Annotated in this window: 34 protein-coding genes; all 34 read left to right on the top strand. The window is 69.6% G+C overall.

Annotated elements, in window-relative coordinates:
- Positions 1 to 52: 52 nt before the first annotated feature.
- The 34 genes from rpsL to AB3388_RS23850 all read left to right on the top strand — a co-directional run bounded on the left by rpsL (position 53) and on the right by AB3388_RS23850 (position 21,114).
- A complete protein-coding gene (gene rpsL / locus AB3388_RS24015; protein ID WP_012950487.1) occupies positions 53 to 427 on the top strand; it encodes a 30S ribosomal protein S12 in 375 nt (124 codons plus the stop codon).
- A 1-nt stretch (position 428) separates the two neighbouring features.
- Positions 429 to 899 carry a 30S ribosomal protein S7 gene (rpsG, locus tag AB3388_RS24010; RefSeq protein ID WP_117375616.1) on the top strand — a complete coding sequence of 157 codons (471 nt, stop codon included), beginning with the start codon at positions 429 to 431 and terminating at the stop codon, positions 897 to 899.
- 101 nt (positions 900 to 1,000) lie between these two features.
- Entirely contained in the window at positions 1,001 to 3,100 is a 2,100-nt protein-coding gene (fusA, locus tag AB3388_RS24005; protein ID WP_495407830.1) for an elongation factor G, read from the top strand.
- A gap of 88 nt (positions 3,101 to 3,188) precedes the next feature.
- A complete protein-coding gene (gene tuf, locus AB3388_RS24000) occupies positions 3,189 to 4,382 on the top strand; it encodes an elongation factor Tu (RefSeq protein WP_495407829.1) in 1,194 nt (397 codons plus the stop codon).
- 125 nt (positions 4,383 to 4,507) lie between these two features.
- Complete coding sequence (gene rpsJ / locus AB3388_RS23995; RefSeq protein WP_014742859.1) at positions 4,508 to 4,813, top strand: 30S ribosomal protein S10; 306 nt, start codon at positions 4,508 to 4,510, stop codon at positions 4,811 to 4,813.
- 15 nt (positions 4,814 to 4,828) lie between these two features.
- Complete coding sequence (rplC, locus tag AB3388_RS23990; protein ID WP_495407828.1) at positions 4,829 to 5,494, top strand: 50S ribosomal protein L3; 666 nt, start codon at positions 4,829 to 4,831, stop codon at positions 5,492 to 5,494.
- Entirely contained in the window at positions 5,491 to 6,435 is a 945-nt protein-coding gene (gene rplD / locus AB3388_RS23985; RefSeq protein WP_495407827.1) for a 50S ribosomal protein L4, read from the top strand. The genes rplC and rplD overlap by 4 nt, the downstream gene beginning before the upstream one ends.
- The gene (gene rplW / locus AB3388_RS23980) at positions 6,432 to 6,734 is read left to right on the top strand and encodes a 50S ribosomal protein L23 (RefSeq protein ID WP_495407826.1); all 303 of its coding nucleotides are present in this window, start codon (positions 6,432 to 6,434) and stop codon (positions 6,732 to 6,734) included. Before rplD ends, rplW begins: the two co-directional genes overlap by 4 nt.
- Before the next feature lie 42 nt (positions 6,735 to 6,776).
- Positions 6,777 to 7,610: a 50S ribosomal protein L2 gene (rplB, locus tag AB3388_RS23975; protein WP_495407825.1), complete on the top strand. Its 834-nt coding sequence runs from the start codon at positions 6,777 to 6,779 to the stop codon at positions 7,608 to 7,610.
- Positions 7,611 to 7,633: 23 nt separating this feature from the next.
- Complete coding sequence (rpsS, locus tag AB3388_RS23970; protein ID WP_448626843.1) at positions 7,634 to 7,915, top strand: 30S ribosomal protein S19; 282 nt, start codon at positions 7,634 to 7,636, stop codon at positions 7,913 to 7,915.
- A 17-nt stretch (positions 7,916 to 7,932) separates the two neighbouring features.
- Positions 7,933 to 8,406, top strand: coding sequence for a 50S ribosomal protein L22 (gene rplV / locus AB3388_RS23965; protein WP_495407824.1), 474 nt, complete (start codon positions 7,933 to 7,935; stop codon positions 8,404 to 8,406).
- On the top strand, positions 8,406 to 9,335 hold the full coding sequence (gene rpsC, locus AB3388_RS23960) for a 30S ribosomal protein S3 (RefSeq protein ID WP_495407823.1): 930 nt from the start codon (positions 8,406 to 8,408) through the stop codon (positions 9,333 to 9,335). The genes rplV and rpsC overlap by 1 nt, the downstream gene beginning before the upstream one ends.
- Before the next feature lie 5 nt (positions 9,336 to 9,340).
- A complete protein-coding gene (rplP, locus tag AB3388_RS23955) occupies positions 9,341 to 9,757 on the top strand; it encodes a 50S ribosomal protein L16 (protein WP_495407822.1) in 417 nt (138 codons plus the stop codon).
- Positions 9,757 to 9,990: a 50S ribosomal protein L29 gene (rpmC, locus tag AB3388_RS23950; protein WP_135157999.1), complete on the top strand. Its 234-nt coding sequence runs from the start codon at positions 9,757 to 9,759 to the stop codon at positions 9,988 to 9,990. The genes rplP and rpmC overlap by 1 nt, the downstream gene beginning before the upstream one ends.
- Positions 9,987 to 10,283: a 30S ribosomal protein S17 gene (rpsQ, locus tag AB3388_RS23945; protein WP_495407821.1), complete on the top strand. Its 297-nt coding sequence runs from the start codon at positions 9,987 to 9,989 to the stop codon at positions 10,281 to 10,283. Before rpmC ends, rpsQ begins: the two co-directional genes overlap by 4 nt.
- Before the next feature lie 188 nt (positions 10,284 to 10,471).
- Positions 10,472 to 10,840: a 50S ribosomal protein L14 gene (rplN, locus tag AB3388_RS23940; RefSeq protein WP_012950472.1), complete on the top strand. Its 369-nt coding sequence runs from the start codon at positions 10,472 to 10,474 to the stop codon at positions 10,838 to 10,840.
- Positions 10,841 to 10,842: 2 nt separating this feature from the next.
- Positions 10,843 to 11,202: a 50S ribosomal protein L24 gene (gene rplX, locus AB3388_RS23935; protein WP_448626848.1), complete on the top strand. Its 360-nt coding sequence runs from the start codon at positions 10,843 to 10,845 to the stop codon at positions 11,200 to 11,202.
- Positions 11,203 to 11,207: 5 nt separating this feature from the next.
- Positions 11,208 to 11,795 carry a 50S ribosomal protein L5 gene (rplE, locus tag AB3388_RS23930; protein ID WP_495407820.1) on the top strand — a complete coding sequence of 196 codons (588 nt, stop codon included), beginning with the start codon at positions 11,208 to 11,210 and terminating at the stop codon, positions 11,793 to 11,795.
- Positions 11,796 to 11,814: 19 nt separating this feature from the next.
- Positions 11,815 to 12,000 (top strand): type Z 30S ribosomal protein S14, encoded by a 186-nt coding sequence (locus AB3388_RS23925; RefSeq protein WP_113838243.1) that lies wholly within the window; start codon positions 11,815 to 11,817, stop codon positions 11,998 to 12,000.
- A 107-nt stretch (positions 12,001 to 12,107) separates the two neighbouring features.
- Positions 12,108 to 12,518, top strand: coding sequence for a 30S ribosomal protein S8 (gene rpsH / locus AB3388_RS23920; RefSeq protein WP_495407819.1), 411 nt, complete (start codon positions 12,108 to 12,110; stop codon positions 12,516 to 12,518).
- Positions 12,519 to 12,533: 15 nt separating this feature from the next.
- Positions 12,534 to 13,073: a 50S ribosomal protein L6 gene (rplF, locus tag AB3388_RS23915; protein WP_495407818.1), complete on the top strand. Its 540-nt coding sequence runs from the start codon at positions 12,534 to 12,536 to the stop codon at positions 13,071 to 13,073.
- A complete protein-coding gene (gene rplR, locus AB3388_RS23910; protein ID WP_495407817.1) occupies positions 13,073 to 13,480 on the top strand; it encodes a 50S ribosomal protein L18 in 408 nt (135 codons plus the stop codon). Before rplF ends, rplR begins: the two co-directional genes overlap by 1 nt.
- Before the next feature lie 34 nt (positions 13,481 to 13,514).
- Positions 13,515 to 14,129, top strand: coding sequence for a 30S ribosomal protein S5 (gene rpsE, locus AB3388_RS23905; RefSeq protein WP_495407816.1), 615 nt, complete (start codon positions 13,515 to 13,517; stop codon positions 14,127 to 14,129).
- A 1-nt stretch (position 14,130) separates the two neighbouring features.
- Positions 14,131 to 14,310, top strand: a complete 180-nt coding sequence (rpmD, locus tag AB3388_RS23900) for a 50S ribosomal protein L30 (RefSeq protein ID WP_179715467.1) — start codon at positions 14,131 to 14,133, stop codon at positions 14,308 to 14,310.
- 13 nt (positions 14,311 to 14,323) lie between these two features.
- Positions 14,324 to 14,767: a 50S ribosomal protein L15 gene (gene rplO, locus AB3388_RS23895; RefSeq protein WP_495407815.1), complete on the top strand. Its 444-nt coding sequence runs from the start codon at positions 14,324 to 14,326 to the stop codon at positions 14,765 to 14,767.
- A 114-nt stretch (positions 14,768 to 14,881) separates the two neighbouring features.
- Entirely contained in the window at positions 14,882 to 16,192 is a 1,311-nt protein-coding gene (secY, locus tag AB3388_RS23890; protein ID WP_495407813.1) for a preprotein translocase subunit SecY, read from the top strand.
- Positions 16,192 to 16,797 carry an adenylate kinase gene (locus AB3388_RS23885; protein ID WP_495407812.1) on the top strand — a complete coding sequence of 202 codons (606 nt, stop codon included), beginning with the start codon at positions 16,192 to 16,194 and terminating at the stop codon, positions 16,795 to 16,797. The genes secY and AB3388_RS23885 overlap by 1 nt, the downstream gene beginning before the upstream one ends.
- A 76-nt stretch (positions 16,798 to 16,873) precedes the next feature.
- Complete coding sequence (gene map, locus AB3388_RS23880) at positions 16,874 to 17,677, top strand: type I methionyl aminopeptidase (RefSeq protein WP_495407811.1); 804 nt, start codon at positions 16,874 to 16,876, stop codon at positions 17,675 to 17,677.
- A gap of 233 nt (positions 17,678 to 17,910) precedes the next feature.
- Positions 17,911 to 18,132, top strand: a complete 222-nt coding sequence (gene infA / locus AB3388_RS23875) for a translation initiation factor IF-1 (protein ID WP_012950459.1) — start codon at positions 17,911 to 17,913, stop codon at positions 18,130 to 18,132.
- A 73-nt stretch (positions 18,133 to 18,205) separates the two neighbouring features.
- Entirely contained in the window at positions 18,206 to 18,319 is a 114-nt protein-coding gene (gene rpmJ, locus AB3388_RS23870) for a 50S ribosomal protein L36 (protein WP_012950458.1), read from the top strand.
- A gap of 15 nt (positions 18,320 to 18,334) precedes the next feature.
- A complete protein-coding gene (gene rpsM / locus AB3388_RS23865; RefSeq protein WP_448626859.1) occupies positions 18,335 to 18,715 on the top strand; it encodes a 30S ribosomal protein S13 in 381 nt (126 codons plus the stop codon).
- A gap of 99 nt (positions 18,716 to 18,814) precedes the next feature.
- Positions 18,815 to 19,222: a 30S ribosomal protein S11 gene (rpsK, locus tag AB3388_RS23860; RefSeq protein WP_026857037.1), complete on the top strand. Its 408-nt coding sequence runs from the start codon at positions 18,815 to 18,817 to the stop codon at positions 19,220 to 19,222.
- Positions 19,223 to 19,256: 34 nt separating this feature from the next.
- Positions 19,257 to 19,883 carry a 30S ribosomal protein S4 gene (gene rpsD / locus AB3388_RS23855; RefSeq protein ID WP_495407810.1) on the top strand — a complete coding sequence of 209 codons (627 nt, stop codon included), beginning with the start codon at positions 19,257 to 19,259 and terminating at the stop codon, positions 19,881 to 19,883.
- Between the two features lie 154 nt (positions 19,884 to 20,037).
- A complete protein-coding gene (locus AB3388_RS23850) occupies positions 20,038 to 21,114 on the top strand; it encodes a DNA-directed RNA polymerase subunit alpha (protein ID WP_495407809.1) in 1,077 nt (358 codons plus the stop codon).
- The last annotated feature ends 101 nt before the right edge of the window (positions 21,115 to 21,215 follow it).

Below are 21,215 nucleotides of genomic sequence, written 5' to 3'. Positions count from 1 at the left end.
GAGCACCACATCGAGAGCACGACCCAGCGCAGGTAGGAGATCCAGGCCGCTCATGCCCACGATCAACCAGCTGGTCCGCAAGGGCCGCGAGGACAAGGTCGAGAAGACCAAGACCCCGGCGTTGAAGGGTTCCCCTCAGCGCCGCGGCGTGTGCACGCGCGTCTACACCACGACGCCGAAGAAGCCGAACTCGGCGCTGCGCAAGGTCGCTCGCGTCCGCCTCACCAGTGGCATCGAGGTCACCGCCTACATCCCGGGCGTCGGCCACAACCTGCAGGAGCACTCGATGGTGCTCGTGCGCGGCGGCCGCGTGAAGGACCTTCCCGGCGTGCGCTACAAGATCATCCGCGGCTCGCTGGACACCCAGGGCGTCCGCAACCGCAAGCAGGCTCGCAGCCGGTACGGCGCGAAGAAGGAGAAGAGCTGACATGCCGCGCAAGGGCCCCGCGCCGCGCCGTCCGCTGGTCGCCGACCCGGTCTACCAGTCGCCGCTGGTCACCCAGCTGGTGAACAAGGTCCTGGTCGACGGCAAGCGTTCGGTCGCCGAGTCGATCGTCTACGGCGCCCTCGAGGGCTGCCGGGCGAAGACCGACACCGACCCGGTCGTCACGCTCAAGCGGGCGCTGGACAACGTCAAGCCGGCCCTCGAGGTCCGCAGCCGCCGCGTCGGTGGTGCGACCTACCAGGTCCCGGTCGAGGTCCGCGCCTCCCGCAGCACCACGCTCGGTCTGCGCTGGCTGATCCAGTACAGCCGCGCGCGTCGCGAGAAGACGATGACCGAGCGCCTGATGAACGAACTGCTCGACGCGAGCAACGGTCTGGGTGCAGCGGTCAAGCGCCGTGAGGACACGCACAAGATGGCCGAGTCGAACAAGGCCTTCGCGCACTACCGCTGGTAACGCAGGTCCAGCGGCGCCCGCTGCACGCGGGACGGCCGGGTCACCCCCGGCGCCCGCGCACGGACATCCCGCACGTGGACTGACGCAAGAGGAGTAAGGACATGGCCGACACCAAGGCCCAGCTCGCCAACACCCGCAACATCGGGATCATGGCGCACATCGACGCGGGCAAGACCACGACGACCGAGCGCATCCTCTTCTACACCGGTATCAACTACAAGATCGGTGAGGTCCACGACGGCGCCGCCACGATGGACTGGATGGAGCAGGAGCAGGAGCGCGGCATCACCATCACGTCGGCCGCGACGAAGTGCTCCTGGAACGGCCACGACATCAACATCATCGACACCCCCGGGCACGTCGACTTCACCGTCGAGGTGGAGCGGTCGCTGCGCGTGCTCGACGGTGCGGTCGCGGTCTACGACGGCGTCGCCGGCGTGGAGCCGCAGACCGAGCAGGTGTGGCGCCAGGCCGAGAAGTACGGCGTCCCGCGGATGTGCTTCGTCAACAAGCTCGACCGGACCGGCGCGGACTTCTTCCGCTGCGTCGACATGATGGTCGAGCGGCTCGGCGCCAACCCCGTGGTGCTCCAGTTGCCGATCGGTGCCGAGGCCGACTTCATCGGCGTCGTCGACCTGGTCGGGATGCGCGCCCTCACCTGGCGCGGCGAGACCCAGATGGGCGAGGACTACTCCGTCGAGGAGATCCCGGCCGAGCTGGCCGACCAGGCCGCCGAGTACCGCGAGAAGCTGCTCGAGGCCGTCGCCGATACCGATGACGCCCTCATGGAGGCCTACCTCGGTGGCGAGGAGATCTCCGTCGAGACGCTGAAGGCCGCCATCCGCAAGGCGACCATCTCCGGCCAGGTGAACCCGGTGCTCACCGGCACCGCGTTCAAGAACAAGGGCGTGCAGCCGCTGCTCGACGCGGTCGTCGACTACCTGCCCAGCCCGCTGGACATCGAGGCGATCGTCGGCACCGCGCTCGACGGCGAGACCGAGGTCGTGCGGCACGCCGACGAGAGCGAGCCGTTCGCGGCGCTGGCCTTCAAGATCCAGACCGACCAGCACCTCGGCAAGCTGACCTACGTCCGCGTCTACTCCGGCCGGCTCTCCTCCGGGTCCCCGGTGCTCAACAGCACCAAGGACCGCAAGGAGCGGATCGGCAAGATCTACCAGATGCACGCCAACAAGCGCGAAGAGCGCGAGGGTGTGGGCGCCGGTCAGATCGTCGCCGTCGTCGGCCTCAAGCAGACGACCACGGGCGACACGCTGTCCGACCCGCAGAACCCGGTGATCCTGGAGTCGATGACCTTCCCGGCGCCGGTCATCTCGGTCGCCATCGAGCCGAAGACCAAGGGCGACCAGGAGAAGCTCGGCACCGCCATCCAGAAGCTGGCCGAGGAGGACCCGACCTTCCAGGTCCGCCTCGACGAGGAGACCGGCCAGACGGTCATCTCCGGCATGGGCGAGCTCCACCTGGAGATCCTGGTCGACCGCATGCGGCGCGAGTTCAAGGTCGAGGCCAACGTCGGCAAGCCGCAGGTGGCCTACCGGGAGACGATCCGCAAGGCCGTCGAGAAGTTCGACTACACCCACAAGAAGCAGACCGGTGGTTCGGGGCAGTTCGCCAAGGTGCAGGTCACCCTGGAGCCGCTGCCGATCAGTGGCGACAGCCCGACCTACGAGTTCGAGAACGCCGTGACCGGTGGCCGCATCCCGCGGGAGTACATCCCCTCGGTCGACCAGGGCATCCAGGACGCCATGCAGTACGGCATCCTCGCCGGGTACCCGCTGGTGGGCGTGAAGGCGATCCTGGTCGACGGTCAGTACCACGAGGTCGACTCCTCGGAGATGGCCTTCAAGATCGCCGGCTCGATGGTCTTCAAGGAGGCCGCGCGCAAGGCCGACCCGGCCCTGCTCGAGCCGCTCATGGCCGTCGAGGTCGTCACGCCCGAGGACTACATGGGCGACGTCATCGGCGACCTGAACTCCCGGCGCGGGATCATCCAGGCGATGGAGGAGCGCTCCGGCGCCCGCGTCGTCCGGGCCCTGGTCCCGCTCTCGGAGATGTTCGGCTACGTGGGCGACCTGCGCAGCCGCACCCAGGGGCGGGCGAGCTACACCATGGTGTTCGACTCGTACGCCGAGGTCCCGCAGAACGTGGCCAAGGAGATCATCGCCAAGGCCACCGGCGAATGACCCCGCCGGCGGGATAGCCCGCCGGCCCCCGAGCACCGCCCACCCCTAGAGCACGCACCACCTGCGTCACCACGAGGAGAGGAACCCAGTGGCCAAGGCCAAGTTCGAGCGGACCAAGCCGCACGTCAACATCGGCACCATCGGGCACATCGACCACGGCAAGACCACGCTGACCGCGGCGATCACCAAGGTGCTGCACGACAAGTACCCGGACCTCAACGAGGCGTCGGCCTTCGACCAGATCGACAAGGCGCCCGAGGAGAAGGCCCGCGGCATCACGATCTCGATCGCCCACGTCGAGTACCAGACCGAGAACCGGCACTACGCGCACGTCGACTGCCCCGGTCACGCCGACTACATCAAGAACATGATCACCGGTGCGGCGCAGATGGACGGCGCCATCCTGGTGGTCGCGGCCACCGACGGCCCGATGCCGCAGACCAAGGAGCACGTCCTCCTGGCCCGCCAGGTCGGCGTCCCCTACATCGTCGTGGCGCTGAACAAGGCCGACATGGTCGACGACGAGGAGATCCTCGAGCTCGTCGAGCTCGAGGTCCGCGAGCTGCTCTCCGAGTACGAGTTCCCGGGCGACGACGTCCCCGTGGTCCGCGTCTCCGCCCTGAAGGCCCTCGAGGGCGACCCCGAGTGGGCCGACAAGCTCATGGAGCTCATGAACGCCGTCGACACGGCGATCCCGGAGCCCCAGCGCGAGATCGACAAGCCGTTCCTCATGCCCGTCGAGGACGTCTTCACGATCACCGGTCGTGGCACCGTCGTGACCGGTCGCGTCGAGCGCGGCATCGTCAAGGTGTCGGAGGAGGTCGAGATCGTCGGCATCCGTCCGTCGTCGACCAAGACCACCGTCACCGGCGTCGAGATGTTCCGCAAGCTGCTCGACCAGGGCCAGGCCGGTGACAACGTCGGCCTCCTGCTCCGCGGCATCAAGCGCGAGGACGTCGAGCGCGGCCAGGTCGTCGTGAAGCCGGGTTCGATCACCCCGCACACCAACTTCGAGGGCTCGGTCTACATCCTCTCGAAGGACGAGGGTGGCCGCCACACGCCGTTCTTCAACAACTACCGTCCGCAGTTCTACTTCCGGACGACGGACGTGACGGGCGTCGTGACCCTGCCCGCCGGCACCGAGATGGTCATGCCCGGCGACAACACCGAGATGACGGTCGAGCTGATCCAGCCGATCGCCATGGAGGAGGGCCTGCGGTTCGCCATCCGTGAGGGTGGCCGCACCGTCGGCGCCGGCCGCGTCACCAAGATCATCAAGTAGCACCCCCGCAGACGGGCGGCGGCCTGAACCGGTCGCCGCCCGTCTCCCGGGTCCACGCGGACCCACCGGTTCGTCCGGACCCACTCAAGCCAGAACCACCCGATCGGCAGGAGCGAAGAACAGCGATGGCGGGACAGAAGATCCGCATCCGGCTGAAGGCCTACGACCACGAGGCGATCGATGCCTCGGCGCGGCGCATCGTCGACACGGTGACCAAGACCGGTGCGCGCGTCGTCGGCCCGGTGCCGCTGCCGACGGAGAAGAACGTGTACTGCGTCATCCGCTCGCCGCACAAGTACAAGGACTCGCGCGAGCACTTCGAGATGCGCACGCACAAGCGCCTCATCGACATCCTCGACCCGACCCCGAAGACGGTCGACGCGCTCATGCGCATCGACCTGCCGGCCTCGGTCGACGTCAACATCCAGTAAGGGCTTTCAGCAGACATGGCGAGCACATTCCGCGGGCTCCTCGGAGAGAAGCTGGGCATGACCCAGGTCTTCGACGAGAACAACCGCATCGTGCCGGTGACCGTCGTCAAGGCCGGGCCGTGCGTGGTCACCCAGGTGCGTACTCCGGAGCGTGACGGCTACTCGGCCGTCCAGCTCGGTTTCGGTGAGATCGACCCCCGCAAGGTGAACAAGCCCGAGGGCGGGCACTTCGCCAAGGCGGGCGTGACGCCCCGGCGGCACCTGGTCGAGCTCCGCACCGAGGACGCCTCCACCTACGAGGTCGGCCAGGAGCTGACCGCCGAGGTGTTCGACGGCGTGGCCAAGGTCGACGTGATCGGCACCAGCAAGGGCAAGGGCACCGCCGGTGTCATGAAGCGTCACGGCTTCCGCGGCCTGGGCGCCGCCCACGGCACCCAGCGCAAGCACCGTTCGCCCGGCTCCATCGGTGGCGCGTCCACCCCGGGCCGCGTGTTCAAGGGCCTGCGCATGGCCGGCCGCATGGGCGCGGTGAAGACGACGACGCTCTCGCTCAACGTCCACAAGGTGGACACCGAGCGCGGGCTGCTGCTGATCAAGGGCGCCATCCCGGGTCCGAAGGGCGGCCTCGTGCTCGTCCGTTCGGCCGTCAAGGGCGGCCCCGTGGGGAGTGACAACCAGTGACCTCGGCGACCCAGACCCGGACCGACCGGCAGGTCGACGTCCGCACGCCGGCGGGGGAGACCTCCGGCAGCGTGACCCTGCCCGGTGAGCTGTTCGACGCGACGGCCAACGTCTCGCTGATGCACCAGGTGGTCGTGGCCCAGCTGGCCGCGGCCCGCCAGGGCACGCACGCGACGAAGACCCGTGGCCAGGTCAGCGGTGGTGGCGCGAAGCCCTACCGCCAGAAGGGCACCGGCCGCGCCCGCCAGGGCTCGACCCGCGCACCGCAGTTCGAGGGCGGTGGCACGGTCCACGGCCCGCAGCCGCGCGACTACAGCCAGCGGACGCCCAAGAAGATGAAGGCCGCCGCCCTGCGTGGCGCCCTCTCCGACCGCGCCCGCGAGGACCGCGTGCACGTGGTGACCACCTTCGTCGACGGGGACACCCCGAAGACCAAGGCCGCGATCGCCACGCTCGACGCGGTGACCGGCGCCAGGAAGGTGCTCGTCGTCCTCGACCGGGACGACGTCCTCAACTGGGTGAGCCTGCGCAACGAGCCGCGGGTGCACCTGATCGAGGCCGGCCAGCTCAACACCTACGACGTGCTCAACGCCGACGAGGTGGTCTTCACCGAGACCGCGCTCGCCGAGTTCGTCGCCGGTCCGGGCAAGGGGGCGGCCGTCGACAAGCCCGACCTGACGACGCCGGACGTCCCCGGCGCGGTGCCGTCGATCGCCCCCGCCGAGGGCGAGGGCACCGTCGACACCGACGACACGGCCACGGCCGCCGCCCCGGCGCGGGCCAGGAAGGCCGCGCCGACGACCGGCGCCGCCGCCCCGGCCACCGCCGCCGAGGCTGCCGCCGCTCCGGCCGGGCAGGCCGAGGCCGCCAACGCTGGCGCGGACGCCACCGCGCCGACCGAGGACGGCACCACCGACGCGAGCACCGAGGAGAAGGCATGACCGTCCGCGACCCCCGGGACGTCCTGCTCGCCCCGGTCATCTCGGAGAAGAGCTACGGGCTCCTGGACGACAACCAGTACACGTTCATCGTGCTGCCCGAGGCCAACAAGACGCAGATCAAGATCGCTGTTGAGCAGGTCTTCAACGTGAAGGTCACCGGCGTCAACACGGTCAACCGCCAGGGCAAGCGCAAGCGCAGCCGCGGCACGCGGATGGGCAAGCGCAAGGACACCAAGCGCGCCATCGTGTCGCTCGCGCCCGGCGACCGCATCGAGATCTTCGGGGGTCCGGGCGCCTGACGCGCCCGGACGGACCAGGGATAGAAGACAAGGGACAGTTCGATGGCTATCCGCAAGTACAAGCCGACGACGCCGGGCCGCCGTGGCTCCAGCGTCGCCGACTTCGCCGAGGTCACCCGTGACCACCCCGAGAAGTCGCTGGTCCGGCCGCTGCACGGTCGTGGCGGGCGCAACGTCCACGGCAAGGTCACCGCGCGGCACCAGGGTGGCGGGCACAAGCGCGCCTACCGGGTGATCGACTTCCGCCGGGCCGACAAGGACGGCGTGCCGGCCAAGGTCGCGCACATCGAGTACGACCCGAACCGCACCTCGCGGATCGCGCTGCTGCACTACGCCGACGGCGAGAAGCGCTACATCCTGGCGCCGGCCCGGCTCAAGCAGGGCGACCTCATCGAGTGCGGCCCCTCGGCCGACATCAAGCCGGGCAACAACCTGCCGCTGCGGAACATCCCCGTCGGCACCGTTGTTCATGCCATCGAGCTGCGACCGGGCGGCGGGGCGAAGATCGCCCGCTCGGCCGGGACCAGCGTCCAGCTCGTCGCCCGTGAGGGCCGGCTGGCGCAGCTGCGCATGCCGTCGGGGGAGATCCGCAACGTCGACGTGCGCTGCCGCGCGACCGTCGGCGAGGTGGGCAACGCCGAGCAGTCCAACATCAACTGGGGCAAGGCCGGCCGGATGCGGTGGAAGGGCAAGCGCCCGACCGTCCGTGGTGTGGCCATGAACCCGGTGGACCACCCGCACGGTGGTGGTGAGGGCAAGACCTCCGGTGGTCGCCACCCGGTGAACCCCTGGGGCAAGCCGGAGGGCCGGACGCGCAAGCGGAAGGCTAGTGACGCCATGATCGTGCGCCGCCGGCGCACCGGCAAGAAGCGCTGAGCGGGTAGAGGAGTCCGACAGACATGCCACGCAGCCTGAAGAAGGGCCCGTTCGTCGACGACCACCTGCTCGCCAAGGTGGACGCTCAGAACGCCAAGGGCACCAAGACCGTCATCCGCACCTGGTCGCGGCGCTCGACGATCATCCCCGACATGCTCGGGCACACGATCGCCGTGCACGACGGCCGCAAGCACGTCCCGGTCTTCGTGACCGAGGCCATGGTCGGGCACAAGCTCGGCGAGTTCGCGCCCACGCGCACCTTCCGTGGGCACGTCAAGGACGACCGCCGGTCGCGTCGCGGCTGAGGTAGAGAGAGATCACCATGACTTCCCAGTTGGGACAGGAGGCGCCGGTCGCCCGGGCTACGGCTCGGTTCGTCCGCGTGACCCCGATGAAGGCCCGCCGGGTGGTGGACCTGATCCGCTACCTGCCCGCCGACGAGGCCCTGGCCCTGCTGCGCTTCGCGCCGCAGGCAGCCAGCGAGCCGGTCGCCAAGGTCGTCGCCAGCGCGGTGGCCAACGCGGAGCACAACCTCCGGCTCGACCCGGCGGCTCTCGTGGTGAGCGCCGCGTACGTCGACGAGGGCCCCACGATGAAGCGGATCCGGCCGCGCGCCCAGGGCCGCGCGTTCCGCATCAACAAGCGGACCAGCCACATCACCGTCGAGGTCAGCGAGGTGGCGGTCAGCGCCGAGCTGGCGGCCAAGTCGCGCAAGGCGCGGCGGGAGACCGGCCAGTCCGGTCCGGCCACGCAGCAGACCGGTCGTAAGGGCAACACGAGGGGAGGGACCCGCTAGTGGGTCAGAAGGTCAACCCGCACGGGTTCCGGCTCGGCATCACCACCGACTACAAGTCCCGGTGGTACGCCGACAAGCTGTACAAGGACTACGTCAAGGAAGACGTGGCCATCCGCAAGCTCATGAGCAAGGGCATGGAGCGGGCCGGCATCTCCAAGGTGGAGATCGAGCGCACCCGTGACCGTGTCCGCGTCGACATCCACACCGCCCGGCCGGGCATCGTCATCGGCCGCCGCGGCGCGGAGGCCGACCGCATCCGCGGCGAGCTGGAGAAGCTGACCGGCAAGCAGGTGCAGCTGAACATCCTCGAGGTGAAGAACCCCGAGGCCGACGCCCAGCTGGTCGCCCAGGCCGTGGCCGAGCAGCTGTCCAGCCGCGTGAGCTTCCGCCGCGCCATGCGCAAGGCGATGCAGTCGGCGCAGCGCAGCCCGCAGGTCAAGGGCATCCGCGTGCAGTGCTCCGGCCGCCTCGGCGGCACGGAGATGAGCCGGTCGGAGTTCTACCGCGAGGGTCGTGTGCCGCTGCACACGCTGCGGGCGAACATCGACTACGGCCTGTACGAGGCCCGGACCACCTTCGGCCGTATCGGCGTCAAGGTCTGGATCTACAAGGGCGACGTGAGCGGCTCGCGGGCCGAGCGCGAGGCTCTCGAGGCCCTCGCCGCCCGCCAGCAGCGCCGTGAGCGCCAGCAGCGCCCGCGCCGCTCGGGCTCCTCCGGCACCACCGCCGGCGGTACCGAGGCCGGCCGCGCGGCCGCCGAGGCCCCCGAGGCCCCCGAGGCCCCGGTCGCGACCGACGTCGACACCACCACCAGCGCCGTCGCCGCCACCTCGGGCGACGTCGCGCCCGCGCAGAGCGTCGGCGAGGCTGCCGGCGCCGAGGGCACCGCCGCGGCCGAGACCGCTGGTGCCGAGAACACGGAGGCCTGATCCCCATGCTGATCCCTCGGCGGGTCAAGCACCGCAAGCAGCACCACCCGGACCGCTCCGGGCGGGCCAAGGGCGGCACCGCGATCAACTTCGGTGACTACGCCATCCAGGCCCTCGAGCCGGCGTACGTGACCAACCGGCAGATCGAGTCCGCCCGTATCGCCATGACCCGGCACATCCGCCGTGGCGGCAAGGTGTGGATCACGATCTACCCGGACCGTCCGCTGACTAAGAAGCCGGCCGAGACCCGCATGGGTTCCGGTAAGGGTTCGCCGGAGTGGTGGGTCGCCAACGTCAAGCCCGGCCGCGTGATGTTCGAGCTGTCGGGTGTCGCCGAGCCGGTGGCCCGCGAGGCCATGCGCCGCGCGATCCACAAGCTGCCCATGAAGTGCCGCTTCATCACGCGCGAAGGAGAGGTGTGATGGCCGCCGGCCTGACCGCCCCGGAGCTGCGCGAGCTCTCCGCTGAGGAGCTCGCCGCGCGGCTGCGTGAGCACAAGGAAGAACTGTTCAACCTGCGTTTCCAGGTGGCCACCGGCCAGCTGGACAACAACCGGCGACTGCAGACGGTCCGCCGCGACATCGCACGGATCTACACGATCATGCGCGAGCGCGAGCTGGGTCTGTCCGTCGCCCCGAACGAGGGTGTGGCATGAGCGAGGTCAACGAGTCCGTCGCCACGGGCCCCGGCCTGGCCGGCCGCGGCTACCGCAAGGTCCGTGAGGGCCTCGTGGTCAGCGACAAGATGGACAAGACCATCGTCGTCGAGGTCGAGGACCGCGTGAAGCACGGCCTCTACGGCAAGGTCATCCGCCGCACGAGCAAGCTGAAGGCCCACGACGAGCAGAACGTCGCGGGCATCGGCGACCGCGTGCAGATCATGGAGACCCGGCCGCTGTCGGCCACCAAGCGGTGGCGGCTGGTCGAGGTCCTGGAGAAGGCGAAGTAGGCAGCGGGTACCGTGGTCGGTCGGCCCACATCGGGCCGACCGCTTCCACGGACCGGACGGCCGCAGGGCTGTGCACCTCGTGTGCTCGCCCCGGCCGTCTCCGCATGAAGGTGACGGCGTGAGCCGGGTGCCGAACCCGCGACCGGGCCGGCGCCACAGCAGAAGTTCGAAGACATAGGAGTAGGGACGTGATCCAGCAGGAGTCGCGACTGCGAGTCGCCGACAACACCGGGGCAAAGGAGATCCTCTGCATCCGGGTGCTCGGCGGTTCCGGGCGACGCTACGCGGGCATCGGCGACGTCATCGTCGCCACCGTGAAGGACGCGCTGCCCGGTGCCGGGGTCAAGCGGGGTGACGTGGTCAAGGCCGTCGTCGTCCGCACGGTGAAGGAGCGCCGTCGTCCCGACGGTTCCTACATCCGCTTCGACGAGAACGCCGCGGTCATCATCCGCGACAGCGGCGACCCGCGCGGGACCCGCATCTTCGGCCCGGTCGGCCGCGAGCTGCGCGACAAGCGGTTCATGCGGATCATCTCGCTCGCCCCGGAGGTGTTGTGACCATGGCCGCCCACAAGGTGAAGAACAGCCGGGCCAAGGCGCCGTCGATGAAGGTCAAGAAGGGCGACACCGTGCTGGTGCTGTCCGGCAAGGACCGCGGCGCCAAGGGGCGCGTCATCGCCGCCTACCCGCAGACGCAGAAGGTGCTCGTCGAGGGTGTCGGCCGCGTGAAGAAGCACACCCGGATCAGCACCAGCCAGCGCGGCGCCCAGCAGGGCGGGATCGTCACGCAGGAGGCGCCCATCCACGTGAGCAACGTGATGGTGATCGACTCCGAGGACAAGCCGACCCGGGTCGGCTACCGCAAGGACGAGGAAGGCCGCACGATCCGGGTGTCGCGGCGCACCGGTAAGGACCTCTGAGAACGATGAGCGCACCCACCCGTGAGCTGCCCCGGCTGCTCGCCCACTACCGCGAGGAGATCGCGCCCGGGCTGCAGTCGGAGTTCGGCTACAGCAACGTGATGCAGATCCCGCGGCTGACCAAGATCGTGGTCAACATGGGCGTCGGCGAGGCCACCCGTGACGCGAAGCTGATGGACGGCGCGGTCCGCGACCTCACCGCCATCACCGGGCAGAAGCCGGCCGTCGTCCGCGCCCGCAAGTCCATCGCGCAGTTCAAGCTGCGCGAGGGCATGCCGATCGGCGCCAAGGTCACCCTGCGCGGCGACCGCATGTGGGAGTTCCTCGACCGGCTGCTGTCGCTGGCGCTGCCCCGCATCCGTGACTTCCGCGGCCTGAACGCCAAGCAGTTCGACGGCCACGGCAACTACACGTTCGGGCTGACCGAGCAGTCGATGTTCCGCGAGATCGACGTCGACAAGATCGACCGGCCTCGCGGCATGGACATCACGCTGGTCACCACGGCCACCAACGACGACGAGGGTCGCGAGCTGCTCCGCCGGCTCGGCTTCCCCTTCGCCGGCCAGCCCGTCGTCGTGACGACCACCCGCTGACGGGTCGAGGAGAAGACCGATGGCCAAGAAGGCTCTGATCAACAAGGCGGCCCGCAAGCCCAAGTTCGCGGTCCGCGGCTACACCCGCTGCCAGCGGTGCGGCCGGCCGCACGCGGTCTTCCGCAAGTTCGGCCTCTGCCGGATCTGCCTGCGGGAGATGGCGCACGCCGGGGAGCTCCCCGGCGTGAGCAAGAGTTCCTGGTAAGGCACCACCCCCACCGATAGAGCACCACCGATCGCCGAGAGGCCCGGCGCCAAGTCATCGCGACCCAGCGCACGAGGAACCGCGGCGAGAGAGGCACCACACACGCCATGACGATGACCGACCCGATCGCGGACATGTTGACGCGGCTGCGCAACGCCAACGCCGCCTACCACGACTCCGCGACGATGCCGTCGTCGAAGTTGAAGACGCACATCGCCGAGATCCTCCAGCAGGAGGGCTACATCGCCGGCTGGAGGGTCGACGAGGTCGAGGTGGACGGGACCGTCCGCAAGGAGCTCGTCGTCGACCTGAAGTACGGCCCCAACCGCGAGCGGAGCATCGCCGGTGTCCGGCGCGTCTCCAAGCCCGGTCTGCGGGTGTACGCCAAGTCGAACTCCCTGCCCAAGGTGCTCGGCGGCCTCGGGGTGGCGATCATCTCCACCTCCACCGGGCTGCTGACCGACAAGCAGGCGACCAAGAAGGGCGTGGGCGGGGAAGTCCTCGCCTACGTCTGGTAAGAGGAGCGAGCGAAGATGTCACGGATCGGACGACTCCCGATTCCGGTGCCCGGCGGTGTGGACGTCACCATCGACGGCCGAACGGTCAACGTGAAGGGCCCCAAGGGCGCCCTCACGCACACCGTCGCCGCGCCGATCACCGTCGAGCGCGACGAGGACGGCACGCTGCGCGTGGTGCGTCCGGACGACGAGCGGCAGAACCGCGCCCTGCACGGGCTCTCGCGGACGCTCATCGCCAACATGATCACCGGCGTCACGCAGGGGTACACGAAGACCCTCGAGATCGTCGGCGTCGGTTATCGCGTCCAGGCCCGCGGGTCCGACCTGGAGTTCGCGCTGGGCTTCAGCCACCCGGTGCCGGTCAAGGCGCCGGACGGCATCACGTTCGCCGTCGAGACGCCGACCCGCTTCCGGGTCGAGGGCATCGACAAGCAGCGGGTCGGTGAGGTTGCGGCCAACATCCGCAAGCTGCGCAAGCCCGACCCGTACAAGGGCAAGGGCGTGCGGTACCAGGGCGAGGTCGTGAAGCGCAAGGTCGGGAAGACGGGTAAGTGATGGCTCAGGCAGACAAGACCGCGCGGGGGCACAAGCCCGTCGGCACCGACGTCAGCACTGCGCGCCGCGTCTCGCGGCTGCGCCGGCACACCCGGCTGCGCAAGCGTGTCTCGGGCACGCCCGAGCGCCCCCGCCTGGTGGTCAAGCGCAGCTCGCGGCACATCCACGTGCAGGTCGTCGACGACACCGTCGGCCGCACCGTGGTCAGCGCCTCGACGCTGGACGCCAGCATCCGCGGCACCGAGGGGAACAAGTCCGACCTCGCCCGCAAGGTGGGTGCCCTGGTGGCCGAGCGCGCCAAGGCCGCCGGTATCGCCGCCGTCGTCTTCGACCGCGGTGGCAACCGGTACGCCGGGCGGATCGCCGCCCTGGCGGACGGCGCCCGCGAGGGCGGGCTGGACTTCTGATGCACATTTCTGAGCGAATCGAGAGGGACGTCTGATGCCAGGACCACAGCGACGCGGCGGCGGCGCCGGCGGCGGCAACGACCGCCGTGACCGTCGTGACGGCGGCCGGGGCCAGGGAGGCGCTCCCGCCGAGAAGAGCAACTACATCGAGCGCGTGGTCGCCATCAACCGCGTGTCCAAGGTCGTCAAGGGCGGTCGGCGCTTCAGCTTCACCGCGCTGGTGGTCGTGGGCGACGGCGACGGCACCGTGGGCGTCGGCTACGGCAAGGCCAAGGAGGTGCCCGCGGCGATCGCCAAGGGCGTCGAGGAGGCCAAGAAGCACTTCTACCGGGTGCCCCGGATCGCCAGCACCATTCCGCACCCCGTGCAGGGTGAGGCGGCGGCCGGCGTCGTGCTGCTCAAGCCGGCCAGCCCCGGTACCGGTGTCATCGCCGGTGGCCCGGTGCGCGCCGTCCTGGAGTGCGCCGGCATCCACGACGTGCTCTCCAAGAGCCTGGGTTCGTCGAACCCCATCAACATCGTGCACGCGACCATGCAGGCGCTGAAGGAGCTCGTGCGCCCCGAGGAGATCGCGGCCCGCCGCGGCCTGCCCCTCGAGGACGTCGCTCCGGCCGCGATGCTGCGGGCGCGGGCGGGTCAGGGGGTCTGAGATGGCGCAGATCAAGGTCACCCAGATCCGGTCGGCGATCGGCACCAAGCCCAATCAGCGGCAGACGCTGCGGTCCCTGGGCCTGAAGCGGATCAACGACTCGGTCGTGCAGGAGGACCGTCCCGAGATCCGCGGGATGGTCGCGACGGTGCCGCACCTGGTCACCGTCGAAGAGATCTGAGCAGGGATTCCACATGACTCTCAAGGTCCACCACCTGCGTCCTGCCAAGGGCGCCCACACCCCGAAGACCCGCGTGGGTCGCGGTGAGGGCTCCAAGGGCAAGACCGCCGGTCGAGGCACCAAGGGCACCGGCGCCCGCGGCAACGTCTCCGCCCGCTTCGAGGGCGGCCAGACGCCGCTGCACATGCGGCTGCCCAAGCTGTCCGGGTTCAAGAACCGGAACAAGGTCGTCTTCCAGGTCGTCAACCTCGACCGGATCGCCTCGCTGTTCCCGCAGGGCGGTTCGATCAACCCCGACAGCCTGGCCGACGCCGGCGCGGTCCGCCGCGGCCAGCCGGTCAAGGTCCTGGGCACCGGCGACCTCGGCGGCATCGAGGTGCACGTGCACGCGCACGCCTTCTCCGGCTCCGCGGCCGAGAAGATCAGCGCGGCCGGGGGCAGCACCACCCTCGTCTGATCCGCGGACGACCCCCGGGGCCTTGAACGGCTCCGGGGGTCTTCCGCTGCCCGCCCTCCCGTACGGACGGCGGGTCGATTGCTAACCTCGATCCGACCGAGCAGGGGAGGGCACGTGCTGCAGGCGTTCGCCGCGGCGTTCCGGACGCCAGACCTCCGGCGCAAGCTGTTGTTCTCCCTGGCGATGATCGCCGTCTACCGGCTCGGCGCCAGCGTGCCCGGCCCCGGTGTTTCCGTGCAGGCGATCAACACCTGCCTGGACCAGGCCAGCCAGGGTGCCCAGCGGGACGTCTACTCGCTGGTGAACCTGTTCTCCGGCGGTGCGCTGCTGCGCTTGTCGGTGTTCGCGCTCGGGATCATGCCGTACATCACGGCCAGCATCATCATCCAGCTGCTGGTCGTGGTGATCCCGCGCTTCGAGCAGCTGAAGAAGGAAGGGCAGTCGGGCCAGCAGAAGCTGACCCAGTACACCCGCTACCTGACGATCGCGCTGGCGATCCTGCAGAGCACCGGGATCATCGCGCTGGCCCGCAGCGGCCAGCTCTTCCCGAACTGCAACCAGGACATCATCCCGTCCGACTCCGTGTGGACGACGGTCGTGCTGGTGGTCTCGCTGACCGCCGGCACCGCGGTGATCATGTGGCTGGGCGAGCTGCTGACCGAGAAGGGGATCGGCAACGGCATGTCCGTGCTGATCTTCACCTCGATCGCGGCGCGCATCCCCGCCGAGGGCGGCGCCATCCTGCAGACCCGCGGCGTCCTGGTCTTCACGCTCATCTGCCTGCTGGCTCTGCTGGTCATCGGCTCCGTGGTCTACGTGGAGCAGGCGCAACGCCGCATCCCGGTGCAGTACGCCAAGCGGATGGTCGGCCGCCGCATGTACGGCGGGACGTCGACCTACCTGCCGCTGAAGGTGAACCAGGCCGGCGTCATCCCGGTCATCTTCGCCTCCTCGCTGCTCTACCTGCCGCAGCTGATCACCCAGCTGCAGGGGAACGAGACCGGCCCGGTCCGGCAGTTCTTCGAGACCTACGTCATCGACCAGAGCAGCCCGGTCCACATCGCCCTGTACTTCGGGCTGATCGTGTTCTTCACGTACTTCTACGTGTCGATCACCTTCAACCCGGAGGAGCGGGCCGACGACATGAAGCGCTACGGCGGCTTCATCCCCGGCATCCGCCCCGGCCGCCCCACGGCCGAGTACCTGCAGTACGTGCTCTCCCGGATCACCCTGCCCGGGTCGATCTACCTGGGGCTCGTGGCAGTCTTGCCGAACCTGTTCCTGTCGATCACCCAGCAGGGACAGAACCAGAACTTCCCGTTCGGCGGGACGGCGGTGCTGATCATGGTCGGAGTGGGGTTGGAGACGGTGAAGCAGATCGAGACGCAGCTCAACCAGCGCAACTACGAAGGGTTCCTGAAGTAGTGCGCGTCGTGCTGCTCGGCCCCCCGGGGGCGGGCAAGGGGACCCAGGCGCAGATCATCGCCGGAAAGCTCGGCGCCCCGGCGATCTCGACCGGCGACATCTTCCGCGCCAACGTCAGCGGCCAGACCGAGCTCGGCAAGCAGGCCAAGGTCTACATGGACGCCGGCGACCTGGTGCCCGACGAGATCACCGTGGCCATGGTGAGCGAACGGCTCGCCGAGCCCGACGCCAAGGCCGGGTTCCTCCTCGACGGCTTCCCGCGGACCATCCCGCAGGCCGAGCAGCTGCGCTCGTCCCTCGCCGACCTCGGCACCGGCCTCGACCGCGTGCTCGAGATGGTCGTCGACGAGGACGAGCTGGTCCGGCGGCTGTCGGGCCGCCGCATGCTCGTCGACGGCGAGTGGGTGCAGCGCGACGACGACAAGCCCGAGACCGTGCGCCACCGGCTGCAGGTCTACCGGGAACAGACCTCGCCGCTGTCGGGGTTCTACGAGTCGGAAGGGCTGCTCTCGCGGATCGACGCGATCGGCGAGATCGACGAGGTCACCGCGCGTGCCATGGCGGCGCTGGGACGGCCGGACGGCACGCAGCCGCACGCGGACTGAGGAGCAGCGCCGGAACATGAGGGCCGGGGGAGGGATCCTTCCGCGCATCCCGCTGCTGGCGAAGTGGAGTGGACGCATGATCCAGATCAAGACAGCGCAGGAGATCGAGCTCATGCGGGCCGCGGGGCTCGTCGTCGCCGGCGCGATCAAGGCCGTGCGCGCGGCCGTTCGGCCCGGTGTCAGCACCGGTGAGCTCGACGCCATCGCGGAGGACCACATCCGATCGGCCGGCGCCGTCCCGTCGTTCCTGGGCTACCACGGCTTCACCGGCAGCATCTGCGCCTCGATCAACGACGAGATCGTGCACGGCATCCCCAACCGTGACCGCAAGCTCGCCGAGGGCGACAACATCTCCATCGACTGCGGCGCCATCCTCTCCGGCTGGCACGGGGACTCCGCCGTCACGGTCACCGTCGGCCCGCCGTCGACCGAGGACGCCGCGCTCATCGACGTGACCGAGCGCTCGATGTGGGCAGGTCTGGCCAAGGCTCTCGCCGGCGGCCGGCTCACCGACATCAGCGCCGCGGTCGAGCAGGTCGTCACCGCCGAGACCCACGCGTACGGCATCGTCGACCACTACGGCGGGCACGGCATCGGCACCGAGATGCACCAGGACCCGCACGTGCTCAACTACGGCCGGCCCGGCCGCGGCCCGCGGCTGGTCCCGGGCCTGGCGCTGGCGATCGAGCCGATGGTCACCGTGGGCGACCCGGCCACCGCCGAGCTCGAGGACGGCTGGACCGTCGTCACCAAGGACGGCTCGCGCGCCGCGCACTTCGAGCACACGGTCGCCATCACTCCCGAGGGCCCGTGGGTCCTCACCGCCGAGGACGGCGGGGTCGAGGGGCTGGCGCCCTTCGGCATCACCGTCCGGCACTGAAGCAGCACCCCGGGCCGGGCCGCTGCGGTCTCCGTCACCGCCCCCTGGGTTGGTGACGGAAGGGTCAGCGGGGTACAGTGGCCGGTGGCGCTCGCGCCGTCCTGTTGTCGTGCTGTGGCCGCGCGACGCGGGACGCCCTCGCGAGAGCGTCTGCACCACCAGTTCTGCAATCACCGAGCGTCCAGCCGGGTTCCGGCGTGGGCGCGCATCGAGTCAGGGAGGCCGTGTCGGGCATGGCGAAGAAGGACGGGGCCATCGAGGTCGAGGGTCGCGTCGTCGAGCCGCTGCCCAACGCGATGTTCCGGGTCGAGCTGCAGAACGGACACCGGGTGCTCGCCCACATCAGCGGCAAGATGCGCCAGCACTACATCCGCATCCTGCCCGAGGACCGCGTGGTCGTGGAGCTCTCGCCCTACGACCTGACCCGCGGTCGCATCGTCTACCGCTACAAGTAACCCGCCGGCCCGGGGATGCCCCGAGCAGACACACGTCAACGGCACACGATCTGAGGAATGAGGGGCGGCACCGGTGAAGGTCCAGCCGTCGGTGAAGAAGATCTGCGACAAGTGCAAGGTGATCCGCCGGCACGGCCGGGTCATGGTCATCTGCGACAACGCCCGGCACAAGCAGCGCCAGGGCTGAGGGAGTACCTGAAACATGGCACGACTGGCCGGCGTCGACCTGCCCCGCGAGAAGCGGATGGAGATCGCGCTCACCTACATCTACGGCATCGGCAAGGCCCACGCCAAGGAGACCCTGGCCGCGACCGGCGTCAGCCCGGACCTGCGCGTCAAGGACCTCGGCGACGAGGACCTGCTGAGGCTGCGCGACTACATCGACGAGCACTTCCGCGTCGAGGGTGACCTGCGCCGCGAGGTGGCCGCCGACATCCGCCGCAAGGTGGAGATCGGCTGCTACCAGGGGCTGCGCCACCGCCGCGGGCTGCCCGTCCACGGTCAGCGCACCCGCACCAACGCGCGCTCGAGCAAGGGCCCGCGCAAGACCATCGCCGGCAAGAAGAAGGCCGGCAAGAAGTAAGCCGCGAAGCGCGCCGTCGCAGCGACCCGGGAGGGCGGGAGCGACGGCGCGCCGCGTGCTGTTCCCAGGCCATCACACGTAAGGGATCAGAAGAGACTCATGCCTCCCAGGGCTCGCACCGCGGCCGGTGCCAAGAAGGTCCGCCGCAAGGAGAAGAAGAACGTCGCCCACGGCGCCGCGCACATCAAGAGCACGTTCAACAACACGATCGTGTCGATCACCGACCCCAACGGGAACGTGATCAGCTGGGCCTCCGCCGGCCACGTCGGCTTCAAGGGCTCGCGCAAGTCGACGCCGTTCGCCGCGCAGATGGCGGCCGAGAACGCCGCCCGCAAGGCGCAGGAGCACGGCATGCGCAAGGTCGACGTCTTCGTCAAGGGCCCGGGCTCGGGCCGGGAGACCGCGATCCGCTCCCTGCAGGCCACCGGCCTCGAGGTGGGGCAGATCCAGGACGTCACCCCGCAGCCGCACAACGGCTGCCGCCCCAAGAAGCGCCGCCGGGTCTGACCGGCCACTGACGAGACGAACGAGGTAGAGAACCGTGGCCCGTTACGCCGGAGCCGACTGCCGACTGTGTCGGCGCGAGAAGATGAAGCTGTTCCTCAAGGGCAGCAAGTGCGAGTCCCCGAAGTGCCCGATCGAGATCCGGCCCTACCCGCCGGGCGAGCACGGGCGGGGCCGCAGCAAGGACAGCGAGTACCTGCTGCAGCTGCGTGAGAAGCAGAAGGCCCGCCGCATCTACGGCGTGCTGGAGAAGCAGTTCCGCGGCTACTACGAAGAGGCCAACCGCAAGACCGGCAAGACCGGTGAGGTCCTGCTCCAGATCCTGGAGTCGCGGCTGGACAACGTGGTCTACCGGGCCGGCTTCGCCGAGTCCCGCGACATGGCCCGCCAGCTGGTCCGCCACGGGCACATCCGGGTGAACGGCCGCAAGGTCGACATCCCGTCGTACCGCGTGAGCGAGAACGACATCATCGAGGTGGCCGAGAAGTCCAAGGCGATGGTGCCCTTCCAGATCGCCCAGGCCCGGGCCGGCGAGCGCCCGGTGCCGCCGTGGCTGGAGGTCATCAGCAGCCAGCTCCGTGTCCTGGTGCACAGCATCCCGGCGCGCCAGGTGATCGACACGCCGGTGCAGGAGCAGCTGATCGTCGAGCTCTACTCCAAGTAGGCAGAAGGACCCCCCGCCCCCACCGCTCGCAAGCTCGCGGTGGGACCCTGCAGGGGGCCACGGCTCCGGCGGGCGGACAGATGCCCGCCGGAGCCCGCACCACCCCCTCACGGCGTCATATGGCGGGTGCCGGAGGACCTGAAGGAGAAGCACCATGCTCATCGCACAGCGCCCCACGCTGACCGAGGAGACCATCTCGGAGCAGCGCTCGCGGTTCGTCATCGAGCCGCTCGAGCCGGGTTTCGGCTACACCCTCGGCAACTCCCTGCGGCGCACGCTGCTGTCCTCGATCCCCGGTGCGGCTGTCACCAGCATCCGGATCGAGGGCACCCTGCACGAGTTCACGACCGTGCCGGGCGTCAAGGAGGACGTCACCGAGATCATCCTCAACCTCAAGGGCCTCGTGGTCAGCTCCGACTCGGACGAGCCGGTGACCATGTACCTGCGCAAGCAGGGCCCGGGCGAGGTGACCGCCGCAGACATCGCGCCGCCGGCCGGTGTCGAGGTGCACAACCCCGAGCTGCACATCGCCACGCTCAACGGCAAGGGCCGGCTGGAGATCGAGCTGGTCGTCGAGCGGGGCCGCGGCTACGTGCCCGCGCCGCAGAACAAGCAGCCGGGCCAGGAGATCGGGCGGATCCCCGTCGACTCGATCTACTCGCCGGTGCTCAAGGTGACCTACGCCGTCGAGGCCACCCGTGTCGAGCAGCGCACCGACTTCGACCGCCTGGTCGTCGACGTCGAGACCAAGCCGTCGATCGCCCCGCGCGACGCGATCGCCAGCGCCGGCTCGACGCTGGTCGAGCTGTTCGGCCTGCTGCGCGAGCTGAACATCGACGCGGAGGGCATCGAGGTCGGCCCGAGCCCGGCCGAGGCCGCCGACATCGCGAACTTCTCGATGCCGATCGAGGACATGGACCTCACCGTCCGGTCCTACAACTGCCTCAAGCGCGAGGGCGTGCACACCGTCGGTGAGCTCGTCACCCGCTCCGAGGCCGACCTGCTCGACATCCGCAACTTCGGGGCCAAGTCCATCGACGAGGTCAAGATGAAGCTGGCGGCCATGGGCCTGGCGCTCAAGGACAGCCCGCCCGGGTTCATCCCCACCTCGGTGGAGAGCTACGACGAGGGCTACGAGACCGACGCCTACCACGGCACCGCCGAGTACGGCACGGACTATGGCCAGGTCCAGTACGACGACGGCACCTACCAGGAGACCGAGCAGCTTTGAGCTGCACCGGCCGGGCGGCGTCACCCCGCCGCCCGGCCGGGTCTCCCGGCCCGCCACACTGAACAGCGACTCAGCACCACGGAACTGCAGCCCGGCACCGC

The organism is Geodermatophilus sp. SMS 5-13, from assembly GCF_059428245.1.
The sequence above is the reverse complement of the archived record's forward strand: the minus strand, read 5'-3'. Positions and strand labels throughout refer to the sequence as shown.

Bases quoted from the DNA above. Each gene is read 5' to 3' on its own strand.
- rpsM (WP_448626859.1), top strand. From the start codon at position 18,335: ATGGCACGACTGGCCGGCGTCGACCTGCCCCGCGAGAAGCGGATGGAG.
- rpsQ (WP_495407821.1), top strand. From the start codon at position 9,987: ATGAGCGAGGTCAACGAGTCCGTCGCCACGGGCCCCGGCCTGGCCGGC.
- rplR (WP_495407817.1), top strand. From the start codon at position 13,073: ATGGCTCAGGCAGACAAGACCGCGCGGGGGCACAAGCCCGTCGGCACC.
- map (WP_495407811.1), top strand. From the start codon at position 16,874: ATGATCCAGATCAAGACAGCGCAGGAGATCGAGCTCATGCGGGCCGCG.
- rplE (WP_495407820.1), top strand. From the start codon at position 11,208: ATGAGCGCACCCACCCGTGAGCTGCCCCGGCTGCTCGCCCACTACCGC.
- rpsG (WP_117375616.1), top strand. From the start codon at position 429: ATGCCGCGCAAGGGCCCCGCGCCGCGCCGTCCGCTGGTCGCCGACCCG.
- rplW (WP_495407826.1), top strand. From the start codon at position 6,432: ATGACCGTCCGCGACCCCCGGGACGTCCTGCTCGCCCCGGTCATCTCG.
- rpsL (WP_012950487.1), top strand. From the start codon at position 53: ATGCCCACGATCAACCAGCTGGTCCGCAAGGGCCGCGAGGACAAGGTC.
- rplC (WP_495407828.1), top strand. From the start codon at position 4,829: ATGGCGAGCACATTCCGCGGGCTCCTCGGAGAGAAGCTGGGCATGACC.
- rplP (WP_495407822.1), top strand. From the start codon at position 9,341: ATGCTGATCCCTCGGCGGGTCAAGCACCGCAAGCAGCACCACCCGGAC.
- rplV (WP_495407824.1), top strand. From the start codon at position 7,933: ATGACTTCCCAGTTGGGACAGGAGGCGCCGGTCGCCCGGGCTACGGCT.
- rplO (WP_495407815.1), top strand. From the start codon at position 14,324: ATGACTCTCAAGGTCCACCACCTGCGTCCTGCCAAGGGCGCCCACACC.
- rpmC (WP_135157999.1), top strand. From the start codon at position 9,757: ATGGCCGCCGGCCTGACCGCCCCGGAGCTGCGCGAGCTCTCCGCTGAG.
- rpsK (WP_026857037.1), top strand. From the start codon at position 18,815: ATGCCTCCCAGGGCTCGCACCGCGGCCGGTGCCAAGAAGGTCCGCCGC.
- rpsJ (WP_014742859.1), top strand. From the start codon at position 4,508: ATGGCGGGACAGAAGATCCGCATCCGGCTGAAGGCCTACGACCACGAG.
- rplX (WP_448626848.1), top strand. From the start codon at position 10,843: ATGGCCGCCCACAAGGTGAAGAACAGCCGGGCCAAGGCGCCGTCGATG.
- infA (WP_012950459.1), top strand. From the start codon at position 17,911: ATGGCGAAGAAGGACGGGGCCATCGAGGTCGAGGGTCGCGTCGTCGAG.
- rplF (WP_495407818.1), top strand. From the start codon at position 12,534: ATGTCACGGATCGGACGACTCCCGATTCCGGTGCCCGGCGGTGTGGAC.
- fusA (WP_495407830.1), top strand. From the start codon at position 1,001: ATGGCCGACACCAAGGCCCAGCTCGCCAACACCCGCAACATCGGGATC.
- AB3388_RS23925 (WP_113838243.1), top strand. From the start codon at position 11,815: ATGGCCAAGAAGGCTCTGATCAACAAGGCGGCCCGCAAGCCCAAGTTC.
- rpsE (WP_495407816.1), top strand. From the start codon at position 13,515: ATGCCAGGACCACAGCGACGCGGCGGCGGCGCCGGCGGCGGCAACGAC.
- rpsH (WP_495407819.1), top strand. From the start codon at position 12,108: ATGACGATGACCGACCCGATCGCGGACATGTTGACGCGGCTGCGCAAC.
- AB3388_RS23850 (WP_495407809.1), top strand. From the start codon at position 20,038: ATGCTCATCGCACAGCGCCCCACGCTGACCGAGGAGACCATCTCGGAG.
- rpsS (WP_448626843.1), top strand. From the start codon at position 7,634: ATGCCACGCAGCCTGAAGAAGGGCCCGTTCGTCGACGACCACCTGCTC.
- rplB (WP_495407825.1), top strand. From the start codon at position 6,777: ATGGCTATCCGCAAGTACAAGCCGACGACGCCGGGCCGCCGTGGCTCC.
- rpmD (WP_179715467.1), top strand. From the start codon at position 14,131: ATGGCGCAGATCAAGGTCACCCAGATCCGGTCGGCGATCGGCACCAAG.